Source organism: Psychrobacter proteolyticus (assembly GCF_003350005.1).
Classification (GTDB): Bacteria; Pseudomonadota; Gammaproteobacteria; order Pseudomonadales; family Moraxellaceae; genus Psychrobacter; species Psychrobacter proteolyticus.
The window spans coordinates 952,485-969,743 of sequence record NZ_QLKS01000001.1; the positions used below are offsets into that span (position 1 = coordinate 952,485).

General features: G+C 42.7%; 14 protein-coding genes. 5 read left to right on the top strand and 9 right to left on the bottom strand.

From position 1 onward, the window contains the following. The first annotated feature begins 813 nt into the window (after positions 1 to 813). On the top strand, positions 814 to 1,467 hold the full coding sequence (locus DXK30_RS03915) for a DsbA family oxidoreductase (protein WP_114700537.1): 654 nt from the start codon (positions 814 to 816) through the stop codon (positions 1,465 to 1,467). A gap of 44 nt (positions 1,468 to 1,511) precedes the next feature. Then, positions 1,512 to 2,207, top strand: a complete 696-nt coding sequence (locus DXK30_RS03920; protein ID WP_114700538.1) for a haloacid dehalogenase type II — start codon at positions 1,512 to 1,514, stop codon at positions 2,205 to 2,207. 123 nt (positions 2,208 to 2,330) lie between these two features. Here the strand turns inward: DXK30_RS03920 and DXK30_RS03925 are convergent, their stop codons facing one another. Further along, on the bottom strand, positions 2,331 to 3,461 hold the full coding sequence (locus DXK30_RS03925) for an S-(hydroxymethyl)glutathione dehydrogenase/class III alcohol dehydrogenase (protein ID WP_057761290.1): 1,131 nt from the start codon (positions 3,459 to 3,461) through the stop codon (positions 2,331 to 2,333). A gap of 292 nt (positions 3,462 to 3,753) precedes the next feature. Here DXK30_RS03925 and DXK30_RS03930 point away from each other — a divergent pair, with 292 nt between their 5' ends. Both DXK30_RS03930 and DXK30_RS03935 read left to right on the top strand, forming a co-directional pair. Next, positions 3,754 to 4,674: a LysR family transcriptional regulator gene (locus DXK30_RS03930; RefSeq protein WP_114700539.1), complete on the top strand. Its 921-nt coding sequence runs from the start codon at positions 3,754 to 3,756 to the stop codon at positions 4,672 to 4,674. Between the two features lie 111 nt (positions 4,675 to 4,785). Further along, positions 4,786 to 5,304 carry a DUF302 domain-containing protein gene (locus DXK30_RS03935; RefSeq protein ID WP_114700540.1) on the top strand — a complete coding sequence of 173 codons (519 nt, stop codon included), beginning with the start codon at positions 4,786 to 4,788 and terminating at the stop codon, positions 5,302 to 5,304. A gap of 90 nt (positions 5,305 to 5,394) precedes the next feature. Here the strand turns inward: DXK30_RS03935 and DXK30_RS03940 are convergent, their stop codons facing one another. From DXK30_RS03940 to epmB, 8 genes are all read right to left on the bottom strand, one after another. After that, positions 5,395 to 5,682: a DUF4031 domain-containing protein gene (locus tag DXK30_RS03940; protein ID WP_114700541.1), complete on the bottom strand. Its 288-nt coding sequence runs from the start codon at positions 5,680 to 5,682 to the stop codon at positions 5,395 to 5,397. A gap of 95 nt (positions 5,683 to 5,777) precedes the next feature. Then, a complete protein-coding gene (locus DXK30_RS03945; protein ID WP_114700542.1) occupies positions 5,778 to 8,042 on the bottom strand; it encodes a transglutaminase family protein in 2,265 nt (754 codons plus the stop codon). Next, on the bottom strand, positions 8,039 to 9,055 hold the full coding sequence (locus tag DXK30_RS03950) for a DUF58 domain-containing protein (protein WP_114700543.1): 1,017 nt from the start codon (positions 9,053 to 9,055) through the stop codon (positions 8,039 to 8,041). Before DXK30_RS03950 ends, DXK30_RS03945 begins: the two co-directional genes overlap by 4 nt. A 253-nt stretch (positions 9,056 to 9,308) precedes the next feature. Beyond that, on the bottom strand, positions 9,309 to 10,334 hold the full coding sequence (locus DXK30_RS03955; protein WP_114700544.1) for an AAA family ATPase: 1,026 nt from the start codon (positions 10,332 to 10,334) through the stop codon (positions 9,309 to 9,311). A 42-nt stretch (positions 10,335 to 10,376) separates the two neighbouring features. Beyond that, a complete protein-coding gene (locus DXK30_RS03960; RefSeq protein WP_227670796.1) occupies positions 10,377 to 10,799 on the bottom strand; it encodes a c-type cytochrome in 423 nt (140 codons plus the stop codon). Between the two features lie 100 nt (positions 10,800 to 10,899). Next, positions 10,900 to 12,987, bottom strand: coding sequence for an EAL domain-containing protein (locus tag DXK30_RS03965; protein WP_114700546.1), 2,088 nt, complete (start codon positions 12,985 to 12,987; stop codon positions 10,900 to 10,902). Positions 12,988 to 13,307: 320 nt separating this feature from the next. Beyond that, complete coding sequence (locus DXK30_RS03970) at positions 13,308 to 15,032, bottom strand: hypothetical protein (RefSeq protein ID WP_114700547.1); 1,725 nt, start codon at positions 15,030 to 15,032, stop codon at positions 13,308 to 13,310. Positions 15,033 to 15,381: 349 nt separating this feature from the next. After that, positions 15,382 to 16,389, bottom strand: coding sequence for an EF-P beta-lysylation protein EpmB (epmB, locus tag DXK30_RS03975; RefSeq protein WP_114700548.1), 1,008 nt, complete (start codon positions 16,387 to 16,389; stop codon positions 15,382 to 15,384). Positions 16,390 to 16,557: 168 nt separating this feature from the next. On the opposite strand from epmB, the gene efp reads away from it, so the two are divergent. Further along, complete coding sequence (efp, locus tag DXK30_RS03980; protein WP_114700549.1) at positions 16,558 to 17,130, top strand: elongation factor P; 573 nt, start codon at positions 16,558 to 16,560, stop codon at positions 17,128 to 17,130. Positions 17,131 to 17,259 lie beyond the last annotated feature (129 nt).

Consider the following 17,259-nt stretch of genomic DNA (forward strand, 5'->3'; position numbering starts at 1 on the left):
CGATATTTTGTTTTAACTTTGTAGGTATTCCAGTGTAGTTTTTAATCTAAAATCGCATTAGGGTATTAGTCCTGCTAACGACTGCTACTTTATTGAAAACTATTTTCGTTCCAATGTACTTTTATTTTTTTCATATAAAACTACGCTATAAACAATCCTCTATGGAGGAGTTGTACATGCCCTCAAGTATGTTGAAGATAGTTTATGCTTATTGTATATTTCTCTCTTTTTCTTATAGTGTGACAATGTCTCAACGATGATCACCTCTTTGTTAAAGCGAGAATCGGGCGGCCCTGCGTTAAAGCCATCTTCATGACGATAGCCAAGTGGGATAATTGCACCGGCTGTATAGCCCTTGTTACGTAAATCGAATTATTCATTCAGTACCCTTAGACCCACCCCTTCCATCAACAATCCGTCAATACCTAACATTGATTATTGATGTTTTCTTCGATTCTTACTTCTTAAATTTTCGTCTTTTTGACTGTTATCTCTTGGAGTATGGTTTCAGCGAAGCCATACTCCATAAAAATCTACTTTATGACCATGCCTGCTTGGTTAAGTATTCGTAGGTTCTGTTATGACTGAGTCAATGTATCGCAAAAATGCCTATCGTCTTCTTAATAATGATTACAATTACGCTACCGAATTAGTAACGCAGACTGCGCAGACTACATTGTAATCACTTAGTCATTCTCTTAGTATGAACTGACTTACTATCCAGCAACTAGGTACATCTGCTTGATTCCAACTAATATGCCACTATCCTATACATCTCAAATAAAACATACATAATAATACCCGTGAGGAAATATGAGCACATCAGAAAAACCACTCCGAATAGATATTGTCTCAGATGTCGTCTGCCCTTGGTGCGTCATCGGTTATCGCCAATTAGCAGCAGCACTTGAGCAAACTAACACCGCTCACACTATCCACTGGCATCCGTTTGAGCTAAACCCAAACATGCCAAGAGAAGGTCAAAACCTACGTGAGCACATTATTGAAAAGTACGGCTCTACGAAACAAGAATCAGATGCTAGTCGAGTCAGAATGACTGAAGCTGGACAGGAAGTTGGCTTTGAATTTAATTTCAATGATGATACACGTATGCATAACACCTTTAATTTGCATCAGCTGCTACATTTCGCTGATCAACAAGGCCGCATGCATGAGCTAAAGCAAGCCTTGTTTGCTGCGCATTTCACCAATAACAGAGATATCTCAGATATCAATGTGCTTGCCGATATTGCAGCAGAGACTGGGCTTGATCGTAGTGAGTCGCTAGCAGTGTTAGAAGGTCAATTCTTTGCGAAAGAAGTACGAGCAGAAGAGCAGCATTGGCAACAGCAAGGCATCCAAAGTGTACCAGCGATTATCTTTAATGAGCGTCATCTGGTCAGCGGCGCTCAAGGGGTCGAGAACTACATCAGTATCTTAGAGCAATTGGCCAACATGACTGAGTAAACCACTTGACGTTATAAAAATGTCATTCTATAAAAGGATACTTTATGTCTTCTGAACGCTTTCCCTCGATTATTGTGTTCGACGTCAACGAAACGTTGCTCGATATCGATACGCTAACTCCTTTATTCACCCGCGTCTTTGGCAAACAAAGAGTGCTGCGAGAATGGTTCGCTCAGCTGGTACTGTACTCGCAAACTATGACATTGTCCGGCCTCTATACGCCTTTTGGCGAGCTCGGGGTTGGTGCATTGCAAATGGTTGCTGATATCAGACAAGTGACTTTGACAGACGACGATATCAATGAGTTCAAAGAAAGAATGAGTGCGTTGCCGGCCCATTCTGATGCTGCACCAGCACTGACTCGTTTGCGTGACGCAGGGTTTCGACTCGTCACGCTGACTAACTCAGCAAGCAGTGCGTCTCCAACGCCATTAGAAAAAGCAGGTCTCAGTCAATTCTTTGAGCAGCATTTCAGTATTGAGACTGTTGGCAAATTCAAGCCAGCACCTGGTACCTACCAATTGGTGGCTGATACGCTAGCCGTTGATACGTCAGATTTATGCCTTGTCGCCTGTCATCTCTGGGATACCATAGGTGCGCAGGCAGCAGGTTGCCGCGGTGCATTTTTGACCCGTCCCTATAATGCAATGCTAAACGCGCCCAATGTACCAGTTCCAGATTTGACCGCATCAGATTTATCGACACTAGCGGATCTAATCATTAGCAAAAAAAGTGCTTGATACATTTAACCTTTAAGCTATGTCTGCAAATAACATTAAAAAAGGCTGCCTCGATATTGAAGCAGCCTTTTTATTTTTAATAAAGCATTTCTAAGACAATAACGTCGTTGCTGCTGTCATTGATTACTCTGAGAAATGTACAACCGTACGGATACTTTCGCCTTTGTGCATCAAGTCAAACGCTTCGTTGACGTCTTCTATCGGCATCGTATGAGTGATGAAGTCTTGTAAAGGAATCTCACCCGCTAGATAACGCTCGACATAACCTGGTAGCTCTGTGCGACCTTTTACCCCACCAAATGCGGAGCCTTTCCAGACTCGACCAGTCACTAACTGGAATGGACGGGTTGAGATTTCTTGTCCAGCACCAGCGACACCGATGATGACTGACTCGCCCCAACCTTTGTGGCAGCACTCTAGCGCTGAACGCATAACATCGACATTACCGATACATTCAAAAGAATAATCAACACCGCCATCGGTTAGCTCAACGATCACTTCTTGAATTGGTTTGTCGTAATCTTTCGGGTTAATACAGTCAGTTGCACCTAGTTTCTTGGCCAATTCAAACTTGCTTTCATTGATATCAATCGCGATGATACGGCTGGCTTTTGCCATGGCAGCACCAATCACTGCTGACAGTCCGATACCGCCCAGTCCAAAGATAGCCACTGTAGCGCCCTCTTCGACTTTTGCAGTATTCATGACCGCGCCCATACCAGTAGTCACACCGCAACCAAGCAAGCAAACTTCTTCTAATGGCGCTTCTTTATTGACTTTAGCCAAAGAAATCTCTGGTAAAACCGTGTACTCAGAAAAAGTCGAGCAACCCATATAATGGTAAATAGGCTCGCCGTCTTTATAAAAACGTGTAGTGCCATCTGGCATCAAACCCTTACCTTGAGTCTCGCGTACTGCCGAGCAAAGATTGGTTTTTCCTGAGCGGCACATTTTACAAACGCCGCATTCTGCCGTGTATAACGGAATGACATGATCGCCGACCTGAACGCTGGTCACGCCTTCGCCAACTTGTTCAACGATACCGCCACCTTCATGACCCAAGATCGCAGGAAACACGCCTTCTGGGTCTTCACCAGATAAGGTAAAAGCATCTGTGTGACAAACACCACTGGCGACGATTTTTACCAACACTTCCCCTTTACGCGGTAGCATGACGTCCACTTCTTCGATAGATAGTGGCTGTTTTGGACCCCATGCGATGGCGGCTTTTGATTTAATGAATTTATCAGACATAAGAATCTCTCTTTTTGATTAATTGTTTTTTATGGGTAATAACATAACAGTTTTGTTATAAGTACAAGCAGTTTTGAAATTTTTCTAGCGCATCTTATGGATTCTAGCGGTCACTATATCTACAGTTAAAACCAATAAAGATAGACTGAGCTTATCTTGCCTGCCCTCTATAGGCAAGCATCGATGACAGTAAAATACCATCTGTTTACATTGATACTAACCATTATATTTATTTCTGAGCGGATAACAATATGCTATATTTGCAAATATCTTTTACATATTGGTAATAATCATGCGCTGGGAAGGGATTAGTGAGTTTGTCTATGTCGCAGAATACGAGAGCTTTACGCGTGGTGCAAAAAAGCTTGGTATCTCGACCGCACAAGTCAGCCGCCAGATCAGCGCATTAGAGAAACGCTTAAATATAAAGCTGCTATATCGAACCACGCGCAAGGTCTCATTAACCGAAGAAGGACGTGTATTCTATCAACACTGCCGCAGTGTGCTCGATGGCTTGGATGCCGCTGAGCAAGCCGTAAGTAACTTACAATCAAAGCCTCAAGGCAGGATAAAACTAACAGCGCCCGTTACTTATGGTGAGCAGCAGTTATTACCACTCGTCAATGATTTTATGATGCAGTATCACGATATCGAAGTGACTGCCTTTTTGAGCAATCAGAAAATCGACTTGATTGAAGGGGGTTATGATTTGGCCATTCGTATTGGCAAATTGCATGATTCGACGATGATGGCAAAGAAACTTAGCCTGCGTACTAACTTTGTCTGCGCTGCGCCCTCTTATCTAAAAAAACACGGTATACCACACCAACTGAGTGATCTAAGTCAACATAACTGCCTACTAGGTACTCGTGACTACTGGCATTTTATAGATACCGCTAAAGTAAAAGAGAACAGTCATACTCATGGTAAGACGGATAACCAACAAACGAGCGTAGAAAGGAACCTGCGTGTCTCTGGTACTGTGCAATATAACAGCGGCTATAGTCTGGTCGATGCTGCACTAAAAGGGCTGGGTATCGTACAGCTGCCTGATTATTATGTGCAAAAGTACTTAGCGTCCGGCGAGTTAGTTAGTTTACTTGATGACTATAGAGAGCCCGAAGAAAGCATTTGGGCCATTTATCCACATAACCGCCATTTATCACCAAAGATTCGGCTGCTCGTAGATTATCTGGCAGAACATTTGGTTTAACGTTCTGTTAAGACGCATTGCAATCACAAACCTGATTACGCACAATGAATATTCGGTGTTGCTCATTATAGTTAGGACTGACCATACTACAGATAACTTAAAGGTGTAATTATGATTAAAATCGTCTCCATCGCTGCCCTAGCAGTGGCCGTCTCCGCTTGTGCCAGTATCAGTACGCTGTTGGATAAGACCAAGAGCACTGGTGCTATGACAGATACCACAACCTCTATCAATGCGGAAAAAGGCTTAGTAACTTTACAGAGCAATCACTCCGTCCAAGATACCGCAGACAAACTGGTCTCAGTTATCGAAAGCAAGGGTATGAAAGTATTTGCACGAGTCGATCATCAGAAAAATGCACAGAGTGCCGACTTATCATTGAGACCAACGCAGGTCGTTATGTTTGGTAACCCTAAAGCAGGTACGCCATTAATGAACTGTGAGCAAACTGTTGCCATTGATTTACCGCAAAAAATCTTAATTAGCGAAGATGCCGATAAGAAAGTATGGCTGTCATACAACAACCCTGACTACCTCAAGACACGCCACAATATCAAAGGTTGCGATACCGAGATTGCTAATATCTCAAAAGCCCTTAACGCTATCAGTACTGCAGCCACCGCAAAATAATGCGCTCGGTATAGTTGAATAAATATACATTCAAGTAAATAAGTGAACAGGCAATTGAAACATTACTTATTTACTTGAAAATCCCTCATGTCAAGAATTACTAGATTGCTCTATCTGGTCATTCAGCTCTACTTTTAATTTCTTTGCACACTCGATAATCTTTTTTCTATCGGCATGAATAGCACCTTGCACAATAGCGATTTCACGCATTTGAACCGTGATATCATAATGAGGATAGCTAGCGTTACGATGAAATAGGCGTGCGTCCACATCAATGAAAGCCGCAAAATCATGCAGCTCTTGCAAGCTATCCGCCAACATATGACACCACTTATGGCCTTTGAATTTTATTTGTACAAAATCTACATATATCGCCATATAACCGCCTCTCTACTTATTCACTGATTCGCTTATCTGACTTGTCGTCAGCTAAAAATACCTTAGCAACTTAATAGCACTATGATCAAAAACCTTTATAACAATGCGCGCACATCTTTTTTAAGTTGTTTGAGTCGTTCTTGATACTCGTTATGACTGCTATCAAATGTACTCAGTCGTCCGTAGCGTAACTGACGATAGTTTTGTCTAATTTCAATAAGCTTTGCCTGAATAACGATTGGATCGCTACTATCTGTTAGCTGACTCGTAGCAGAATGAGCATTGTCACCCTGACGGCTATCAATAGCTGATGCCAAACGCTCCAACCACGCTAGCTGCCCTTCGTTATCATTGCGGGCTAATAATTTATCATGCTTGGCAACACGTTTTGAGAGCTGAGCAAGAGGTAGGTCTGCTGGGTGCCAGCGTTTGCGGCGACGATACCAAATGACAAATACTAAGATAGCCATAACAGAAACCGCACTGGTGGCTAACCAGATAATTTGCTGCATGATTGAGCTGATATTGAACCACCTAAGTAGCGAGTCGGCCTGTTTGTCTTGGTCATAGCCAACTACGTCTTTTTGCCAGTAGTAGCTCGCTTGGTCTGATAGTCGGCGTAGCGTTTGTAGCATTTGATACTGCTGATAGCTGATTTGTGCACTGGCACCATTACCAAACATAGCTGCCCCTTGCTGCTGGGTCATCGTATTCATGCCTTGCTCTACTCGCTCAGGCGCCACAAAGGCTGTAGGATCCACACGTACCCAGCCTTGACCCTCAAGCCAAACCTCAGTCCATGCATGCGCATCCATTTGCCGCACTTCCCATACGTTACCATTGCGACTCGGCTCACCGCCTTGATAGCCGGCTACTACTCGTGCAGGAATACCAGCGGCGCGTAGCATAAAGGTAAAGCTTGACGAATAATGCTCACAAAACCCTGCTTTGGTTTCAAATAAAAACTCGTCAATACGATTGGTATTGAGCCGTGGCGGCGACAACGTATAGCGAAACTCGGTTCGATTGATCCATTGCTCAATAGCAGCTATGTAGCGCACAGGGTCTGAACCTGACTGCTCAAATAACTGCTTAGCAAGCGCACGCGATTGAGGATTACCTTCATTAGGCAAGGCAAGGTTCTCACGTCTTGATGCCTCTGTCAGAACCGGATCAATACGCATCTGTGCAAACTGCAACACATCATAGCGAAGCTGCTGCGTAACAGGTTGATCCTTTGATAAGGTGAATTCAGAGGTAGTATTGATATCTGGCTGCTGAGAGAACGGATAATCAAGACCAAATAGCCAGTTTTGTTGAGTGGGCTCTAAGATAACCTTGTAATTGACAGGTGCCGCCCTTTCTTCATCAGGTACAGTAGCAAAGGCATTCTGAATCCATGCAGGTGCTTGCAATCTCGACGACCATTGATCCTTTTGAGGGGCTGGACGCCATGTGACACCATCAAAATCACTAAATACCAAACCGCGCCAATACAGCTGCTGTTGTGGCGGGCGCTCATCAGCAAACTCTACGCGAAAGGCCAGCTCAGTTGACTGCCCTAAATTGGCAAAATCACCAGGAGACATACTATCAGAGACACCTGTAGTAGCTTGCTGACCTGAGAGCTGTACTGACCACAGCGGTGGCAGTCTCGGAAAAAACAAAAATAGCACCACCAATAGTGGCAATGCGCCAACCCCTAACACGCCCAATGTCCGCAAGCGTCCATCACCGCTAACATTGCTATCATCATTAAGCGCAATAAATGCTAGCAATACAATGACTGCGCCAACGATCACTTCTAAAGTAGTCAGTAAACCTTGATCCATCAAAAATAATGCCGCAAGCACAAACAATGATAAATTCAATACCACATAGGCATCGCGGCGTTTATATAGCTCCCATAGCTTACTAATTAGGCATAACACCAAAAATGCCACACCCATATCGAGCCCAAATGCTGTATTGTAGGTCAGCCATAGACCTAACAGTCCCAGCAAAAATCCTAGCATTTGCATACTTTGATAAATGCGCTTTAGGTGCGATAGTTTTCTGAATTTAGCTTTGATATGAGGCACTTGAGCGGCGATACTGACGGCGGCAAATCCTATCAGCCATAATGGTAAATGTGCGGCATGCGGCAACACGACGACGACTTGAGCAATTAATACCCAATAATAAGCTGGCAGTGCAAATAACTTACGATACCATTTAGCGCCATTTCGCTCAGGTTGAATTGAGACTTTTTGACCTAAAGCCAACTGCTCAAAGCTGGCCGTTTTTGTAGCATCGGCCGCAGAATACTCTGTGGACAGTGCATCAACATCAGCAGAAGATAAGCGTTTAGAATTGGTCATGGTGCTTTCGCAAGCCTTAGCAAGCACGCTTGCGCAAAGGATTCTCCGTTACCCATCTCCGCAGTAGCAGGAGTATCACTAGGTAAACGCATTTGAAACGGTACACCTAGCTGACCCAGCGTCAATGCCCCATAAGCCAATTGGGCAAGTTTTTGCTCGTGATGTGCAGCTGGCATATCTGCATAATCAAGCGTTTGCTCATGACCGACCGGATCAGCGAAGTGCTTGGTCAGCATACCTTGTCCCCGCGCTACGTGCCCCCAAGAGACTCGGGCCAATGACTCACCCTCGACATAGCTATCTAATCGCTCAAAGTCATCTTGACCCTGTCTATACTGCCCACCTGTTGGTAAATCCTCTAAGCTTGCGATTGCATATTTTGCTTGCCAATCAAAAACTTCAGGTTTTGGATATACCCACGCTGTACGCGCAAAGTAGACATAAGACCATGCACGCATGATACCTAAGGGATAAACTGTTTTTATTTTTAACCGCGGTAGTTCAAGTTGACCACGGTTGTAAGTCTGGACAGGCAGTCGAATGACTTGCTCACCTTGTAGCCGTGTGATGAGTACTGAGTGTGGTGCGTTGGTGCCATTTTTGGTTTTCTTATTGGCTAACTGCTCAAATTCCAATAGCAACTGACGCCGTGGTTGGCGACTATCACTATTTAGTTGTAGTGTAACCCAAACAGGCGAGCCTGCCTCTGTCATAGTGACTTCTAGCAGACGTACTTGCAGACCAGATATATGAGCAAAAGTAACATGAAAACTAATTAGCCAAATACTGACCAGATAAAAGCACAAACCAAGCACCAAATTATTGCCATAGTTGATACCCGCGATAAAGGTAATTACTAACAATACGGCGAATAGCATTCCTTCACGACTAAAGAAAATATAGACATTACGCAAATTAAGCGTAGTACTATCACTCTTAGGTGCGCGCGAGGCCAACCAGCGGCTCAGAGCTGATTTTATTGGTGCGGTTAAGGCCTTTGGTAACAAGCTCATGACTACCCTATTATTACCATCTAAATAACAATGCTGTCGGTATTTGTATTTATATCTGACTGACTGACGAACTCACGAATAGAACGATATAGTTGATTCAGGACAATTCGAATACAAGAAGAACGAGTGAAAATACCGTGAATAGCGAACTGAGTGACTTTGATATTTTTTCTAAGTTATATAGCGTTGACTATGTGTAGAACTATGGCTCACCGATGCAGTTAATCAATACGGTCAAACAGCATATCAGCTGCTAAGCGACGACTGACACTTCTGCTAGGATGCGTTGGGCGATGGTTTTTGTCGCTTGCCCACCAGTCACATGCGCAGGTACAAAGCGCTGACCGAGGCGATGATCAGTGACCGCAGCAAACACCGCTTGAATATCTTCAGGGGTCACTTCCATATATCCCGATACATAGGCATGCGCTTGGGCAGCACGTTGTAGTGACAACACCCCGCGAGGCGATAAGCCATGATACTCTTGGCTTGCACGAGTTTTTGCAACCAGTCTTTGCAAATAATCCAATACTGTATCTGCCACATAAACCTGCCTGACAGCATGCTGAGCCAATAGTACAGCCTCAGTATCAAGTACCGTATCCAAATCTTTGAGTAGCTCGCGACGATCTTTACCTTTTAGCAGCTCACGCTCTGCGGAAGGCGATGGATAACCCAATGATAAACATAACAAGAATCTGTCTAACTGCGACTCTGGTAGCGGATAGACACCTGCCTGTTGCAATGGGTTTTGAGTGGCAATCACAAAGAACGGCTGCGGCAAAGGATAAGTCTGACCATCTTGCGTGACTTGTCTCTCCTCCATCGCTTCAAGTAGCGCACTCTGTGTTTTGGGACTGGAACGGTTGATTTCATCAGCAAGTAATAACTGTGTAAAGATAGGTCCTGGACGAAACTCAAATTGCTGTTTACTTTGGTCGTAGATGCTCATACCTAAAATATCAGCAGGCAACATATCATTGGTGAACTGCACTCGACTAAAGCTCAAACCTAACAACTGTGCCAAGCCCTGTGCCAAAGTCGTCTTACCCATACCAGGCAAGTCCTGTAACAACAAATGACCGCCTGCTAAGATACAACTGAGTGCTAGCCTAACTGCTTTCGGCTTGTCCAATACAATCTGATTTAATTGCGCTAACAGCTGTGCAATTTTCTGCTGACTGCGTTGAAAATCAGCCGTACTAGGTATGGACTGGCTGAGCGGATTCGCTGTTATATGAGAGGTAGATAATGATATATCGTTAGCTTCATGGGTCATAGTAGGTTATTGGCTCATTTTTTAGGTCATAACGATGATAAGTCAGTTCACATCATCTGTAACGGTTGGTGCAGCGGCACGGAGCGTAGATAAATAAGCAATGATATCGGCACGCTCTTTCGCATCTGGCATCGGGTCAGACAGCATTTTGGAATCTGGCATGGCTTTCTGAGCATCTGCAATATATGGATCGAGTGTCTCTGCATCCCATATCCAACCTGAGGTTTCCAGCCCTTTGCTGTAGGTATAGTCTTTTAACTCGGCAGCCGGTGCACCATATATATTCATTAATTGTGGGCCTTTTTTGTTCAGACCTGCATTACGCTGATGACATTGACCACAGGCATCTTTATAAATTATCGAACCGTTGTCCGCATCTCCGTCGGTATATAAGGGCAGAGTCACAGGAGCACGGTGGTCAGGAGGTGTTTTCTCGCAAGCTACGAGCAACAGAACAGCAGCCAAAAGGCTGATCATTTGATATCTACTGATAAGGAACATTTTTAGCAATCTTTGGTTGAGGAATATTATCGCCACGACATAAACGATATGACATATTGGCCCTTTAACTCGCTACCTTTATTGCGCTACTAGGCTCTTCTAAATAATACCCTTGCAAATAGCGTGCGCCCACACTCCAAGCAACCGACATCGTTGCGGCATCTTCAATATAAGGCATGAGTACATCAACTTTGATATCATTAGTACGTATGATAAGAGATTTGACCGTCTCTAAATTCTCTGCTGAACTAATATCTTGAACATAACTGCGTGCCAAGCGTACCATGTCTGGCTGGACAAAATGGGCAATTTCGATAGATTTGGCAGACGAGCCAAAGTTATTAACACCGATTTGACAATTGACGTCGTTGAGAGCGGAAAACTGAGATTTTGCTACTGTTAAGTGATCAGAGATATCTGTTTCATTGAACTGTAGTGTTAATACACCAGCCGCTCCGCCCACTGCTTTTATCAATTGACTGGCAACTATTGGCAATTTTTTATCAACCAATGAAGCGCTGGTCAACTGCACCAATAATCTGGCTTCAGGTTGTGCTTTGCGTACGTCATTGATTTTTTTACAGGCATTGATAAGCACCCATCGATCTATCTTTTCTAGTAGTTGATGCTTTTTAGCCACTGCCATAAACTGATCAGGTGTCAACACTGTATTGTCAGCATCCGACAATGGTAATCGTAGATATACTTCAAAAAAATCACTACGGTCATTGTTGATGTCGTATATTGGTTGAAATAATAACTCAAAGCGATTATTAGTAATAGCATCCACTAATGATTCAGCGAGTGCGTGATCATTACTACTTGCATGTTCGCTTGGATCATATATATGGTAAGACCCGCCACTATTAGAAGTCTCTACCATGATTTGACTCATAGTATCTATAGCGCGTTCTAATATAACGGCAGGCTCTGCTGTATTTTTTTCAATCTTGACAATAGCGGTACTGACTGTCGTACTCGTTGTACGCTTATCTACCTCGATAAGCATGTTTTTGATACGTGAACCAATATGCTCAGCCAGCTCTTCAAGCTCGCTCGTCTTTTTATTTTGAACAAGTATCATAAACGCGGTATCACTAAAACGGCTTACTTGTGCATCAGGCACTAGCTCATCTAACGTGTAGGCAACTTGTTTGACAGTCGTATCTATGCCTTGTAGACCTAAGCTACTTCTTATCTTACCTACATTATCAAGCTGTACATAGAGCAAGCCTGCGCTCAACAACCCTTGTACTGCCTGCTGATGTATGATCGCCATCTGCTCTTCAAAACCACGACGATTATCAAGACCTGTTAGGTTGTCTTTACGCTCAGCTTCAGCCAAACGCTTAGCAACCTCTGCACTATTATGACTATTATGTTGAATAATAATTTGAGTGACTGGCTCACCTTCTAATGTTGCCGATGCCAATTGTAGCTTTGCTTCAAAAGTGCTGCCATCTGTCCGCACACTTTCAAAATTAAACTCAACTTCCTGACGGCTGCCTTTATCGAATTGGCGTAAAAACTGTTTGAACTCTTTGACGTTATCACCACCTGAAATCAGGTCGATAATAGGCACGCCTATCACTTCATTCATCGACTTAAAGCCGAATAAATGCAGATATGGGTCATTGGCAAATATATGAATACCTTCATCTATATAGGCAACCGCACTTTTAGAGTTTTTAATCAACACATTAGCGCGCTGCTCTGCTTCAGACAACACTTGACGTAACGTTTTTAGCTCACGGCGACTGCGCAAACTACTATGCTGCAGGCAAATAGCCATAACGACAGCCATCTCTTGCTCAATAGTAAGTGCTTTTACCATTGTGCCACTAATGACAGCCGGTAACCCTTCTTCATTGCAAGCAGTCGTTGCTACTTCTTCGTTCGTTAGGCAAATCATTGGCAGATCAATATCTTGCTCTTGCACTAAACTGACCACATCGGTAAAGTGCATATCGTAAGCCTTACCAAACACTAGGACATCCCAAGGTTGCCTTAGGTGCTTTAATAGCTCTTCTTTATCGTCTAAAAACCCCAGATTCACATTGTCATAGTATGCACTCAGTAACTGTACAAGACGTTCAGCATAAAGCTGATCATCATTGATCACCAATAAATTCAAGAAAGATTGAGTGCGCATAGGGAGCCTTTTAATCGTATTTTCATCTTTTATTTTGATATTTAATGCCAGTCTTTTAAATGAGCGTAACACGAAAAAATACTAGGATAAAACTCAAAAGACCTGAGGATGCTAACTGAGTTTCTAGCTAAAATCATTATTTTAATATTAGAGGCATTATAAGAATTAGAGTGACAACATCCGCCATTATAGACAATAATCTACTCAACTGCAGATTAACTTGTATTTTTTATTATCTGATATACAAGAGTAAAAGACTTATATAACACTTCCTCTGTCATCCTATCTACCTGCGTTTCAAAAAGCCACTAAAACAACCTCTATAGTCTTACCACTTCATACTGATTAAACTCTTCGGTCTTTATCAACCTAGCTCCTAACCTTAACAGGGTTTGCTTATTACCGATACGCACAACTACTCTATCGTTGATTTCAAAATAAGAAGGGGGCACTATCAATGTGCTGGTAGTCTGTAACTGTTCGTCTTGACCAAGGATAAATGCTGGTACAAAATGTCGATTTCGCGTTGCACTGCCCTCTAGCCGCAACCCACATGCCACGAGTTTGTGCCCCAGTACTTGCCACTCTACCTTAGGAACGTTAGTATCAAGATTGAGCCATCGCACCAGACCTATAGACCAATCAGGCTGTATACTACTATCAGGTCGATAGACTAAAATCAAACTCATGATATACAAGTTATGGGGGGCTGCCGTATAAAAACCACACGCAGAACCCTTTGTATTCCCATCTTTATTTTGCTCATCGTTTTTGGGCATCAAATGCAGGGTGCGATATCTGGCCAAACTGTCATGATCATCAAGTGTTTCAACGTCTACGCTATTGCTGTCTCGTGCCTTATCAAATCTATCATATAGAGGCCTCTCCTCCTTTGATAATTCTTTTATAGCGATTAAGTCAGCAAAACTATGTGAGTGACTAACATAGTGATGTATGCCGTTGAAATTGGTCATTAATTTTGCACGATGCTTGATACTATACTTAGTTGGCAAGGTAAGTGGCGGCTGCAAGTAACGGTAGCTGATAGCCATCGAAATCATATTCAGCAAGCTATACTCTATCCCTATACTACCTTCCTCTATGAAAGCTTGATTACGCGCATTGAAATATAGACACATCGGCTTCAGCTCTATAAATACACAATCATGATGCTCTTCATATGGATTGATATGGGAGCTGGCAGTCAAATAACTTGGTGGGCTGCTACTATGTAGGTCAACAAAAACCTTGGTTTCGGTAACAGGATCCATGGTTACAATCATGTGCTTAGCCCATTCAGGCAATAAACGTTGTATGAGTAAGATATTAGGCCGTCGCATAGCCCGTACATTTAGCAAGTGCAGCAAGCAGATTTGACAATATACTTGGTGAATACTACTAGTTTGATGTGTGGCTATATATGTACTCAAGTCGCTCTCGGCTACCTGTCGCTGATACGCTAAGTAGTACAACTGATGAATTTTGGACCAAAGGTAATTTGACGGCTTTCGATAACAAACTGCCTCTTCTTCCAACAATTTCTGATATCTTAGTAGCGATTGATGTATGGCGACAGCAAGCATATTAGAAGGTTTGACTTTAGCGCCAAGATAGCGCTGCCAACCCTGTTTATAGGGTATTCTTAACTGATTATGTGATAGCTTAGACGCATGGAGTATGAATCCATCGTAAACCATAATAATGAGATAATGTAGTGATTGGACCTGAGCAACATAAGGCATTTGAGCTGGACCAAATGTGCCTGTTTCATAAATATAGTGCTGTCTGATAGTGGCAATTAATCGATCTGCAGCATCGATGACTGCTATCATTAATTTGAAACTTTGTTGTTCTGCTATACCTGTCTCGTGGAACACAGTTAATACACGTTCTAAATACTCTGTTTGCTGTTCTAGGGTTTTTGAAGATAGTGTTGTCAACAGGGTTAACAAATACCGCTCTTCATCCGTCAGGGAGCGACTGGATGATAGCAGTAATGATTCTGTAGCGTCCAAACGCTCTTTAAACATTGATAAAGTTATCATTCGTATCCTTACTCGCTATTAGTCGCTTATTGACATTAACCAGCAGTATGCAACCATGCAAATCTATTTGAGGAATAAGAAGCGTTTATTGAATTCAACTATAAAGGCGTAAAATCATCTATTTATTCTATGCTTTAGCTTAGCGGTATCTTGCATACCTTTACTTAACTTTTATGCTAGAAACATGCCTTCTTTTTCCATAATATCTTTATTTATATCTATAAAAAAGTAATAACCTGAGTTTTTTTGCTTTTAAGCATGATATTTATATATCGATCAAAAGGTGTGTTTTTGCCCACTAAGCTCTCTATTTTTTTATGCGTTTCTTAAAACACCTTACCGTCATACATTAGCTATGATTGTAAATGTCCATCGGCACTTTAAAGGGCTTATTCGGTAACTCTCTGACCAACTTAGGTACAAGATAACCTGGCAATGATGCTAGTAACGCCCAATACAGATCAATCGCGGCTCCCTCATTACTATCGAAATGCGCTGCGCCAGCCACTTTATCCAATACATGTAAATAATATGGTAACACGCCAGAAGCAAACAAACGCTGACTAAGTTGCACTTGTGCGTCAATAGTATCATTGATACCTTTTAATAAGACCGCTTGATTGAGTAGCGTAACTCCGGCTACTCGGACACGTTGCAAATACTCTGCTGTCAGTTCATCAATTTCATTAGCGTGATTACAGTGAATCACCATAACAATACGGCAGCGACTTTGAGATAACCTGTCTAATAGTGCCGTGTCTAATCGTGCAGGTATCACCAATGGCAAACGCGTATGCAATCGAACCGTAGTAATCTGCGGAAGGGACTCCAAAGTATCTAACCATGCAAACAAACGTCTATTAGTCACATTTAATGGGTCACCACCGCTCAAAATCACCTCATTGACCTCAGGATTTGCCTTAATATAATTGATGATATGTTCTTTGGCATCCGCAGTAGGCATGTTGGCACTATAGTCAAAATGCTGGCGAAAGCAGTAACGGCAGTGAATAGCGCACGCCCCTGTAATCGTCAACAACACTCTCGACTGATATTTATGAAGCATGCCCTTCACAGGATTTTGAGTGTTTTCGCTCAAAGGATCTGCCACATAACCCGTTACGTTGATTTGCTCCTGCTGGTCTGGCAACACTTGTTTAAGCAAGGGGTCACTACAGTCGCCAATAGCCATTTTTGCCACAAAGCCACGCGGCACACGTAAAACAAAATGCTTAGGGACGTAAACTCCTGCACGCATGGATTCAAGCTGTAGGATGCTCAATAGCTCATCAACAGACGTAATAGCTTCCGATAATTGCGTTTGCCAGTTTTTTTGTGTGATTAAATGGTTTATCATGACAGCCTACTACCTGTACCCAAAATCCGATATTATACGCCTTTAGTGTCTACCCTATCAAAATATACCCGCTAATACGTAAAACTTGGCTTAACAGTAGCTTTTGGTACAGTCAGCCCTATATTTCACACTATCTATTATTGTCCTTACAACCCCTAGGAGTCTCTTGTGGCAAGTTTTTCTACTAATGAATTTAAAGCTGGTCTAAAAGTTATGCTTGATGGCAACCCTTGTGCCATTCTTGAAAACGAATTTGTCAAACCTGGTAAAGGTCAAGCCTTTAACCGTGTTAAGTTGCGCAATCTTCGTAGTGGTAAAGTATTGGAGCAAACATTCAAATCAGGCGACAGCTTAGAAGCGGCTGATGTGATGGATACTGAAATGAACTATCTGTATAACGATGGTGAGTTTTGGCATTTTATGCACCCTGAAAGCTTTGAGCAGATTCAAGCTGACAAAAACGCCATAGGTGATGCGCCTAAATGGCTGAAAGAGAACAGTAATGCACTGTGTACCATTACTTTATTTAACGGCTCACCTTTATCAGTCACGCCGCCTAATTTTGTTGAATTGCAAATCACAGAAACAGATCCGGGTGTACGCGGTGACACGTCAGGAGGCGGTGGTAAACCTGCAAAGCTAGAGACAGGTGCCGTTGTACGTGTGCCACTATTTGTACAGCAAGGTGAAGTAGTACGTGTTGATACGCGTACTGGCGACTACCAAACTCGCGTGAACTAATATCGTTCCAAACATGACTGATAGTTGATATTTACTAATGTCCCTATCATCAATAAAAAAGCTCAACCGCTATAAAAACGGTTGAGCTTTTTGTGTCTATCCAAATTGTATTTATAGTAAAATCTTAGT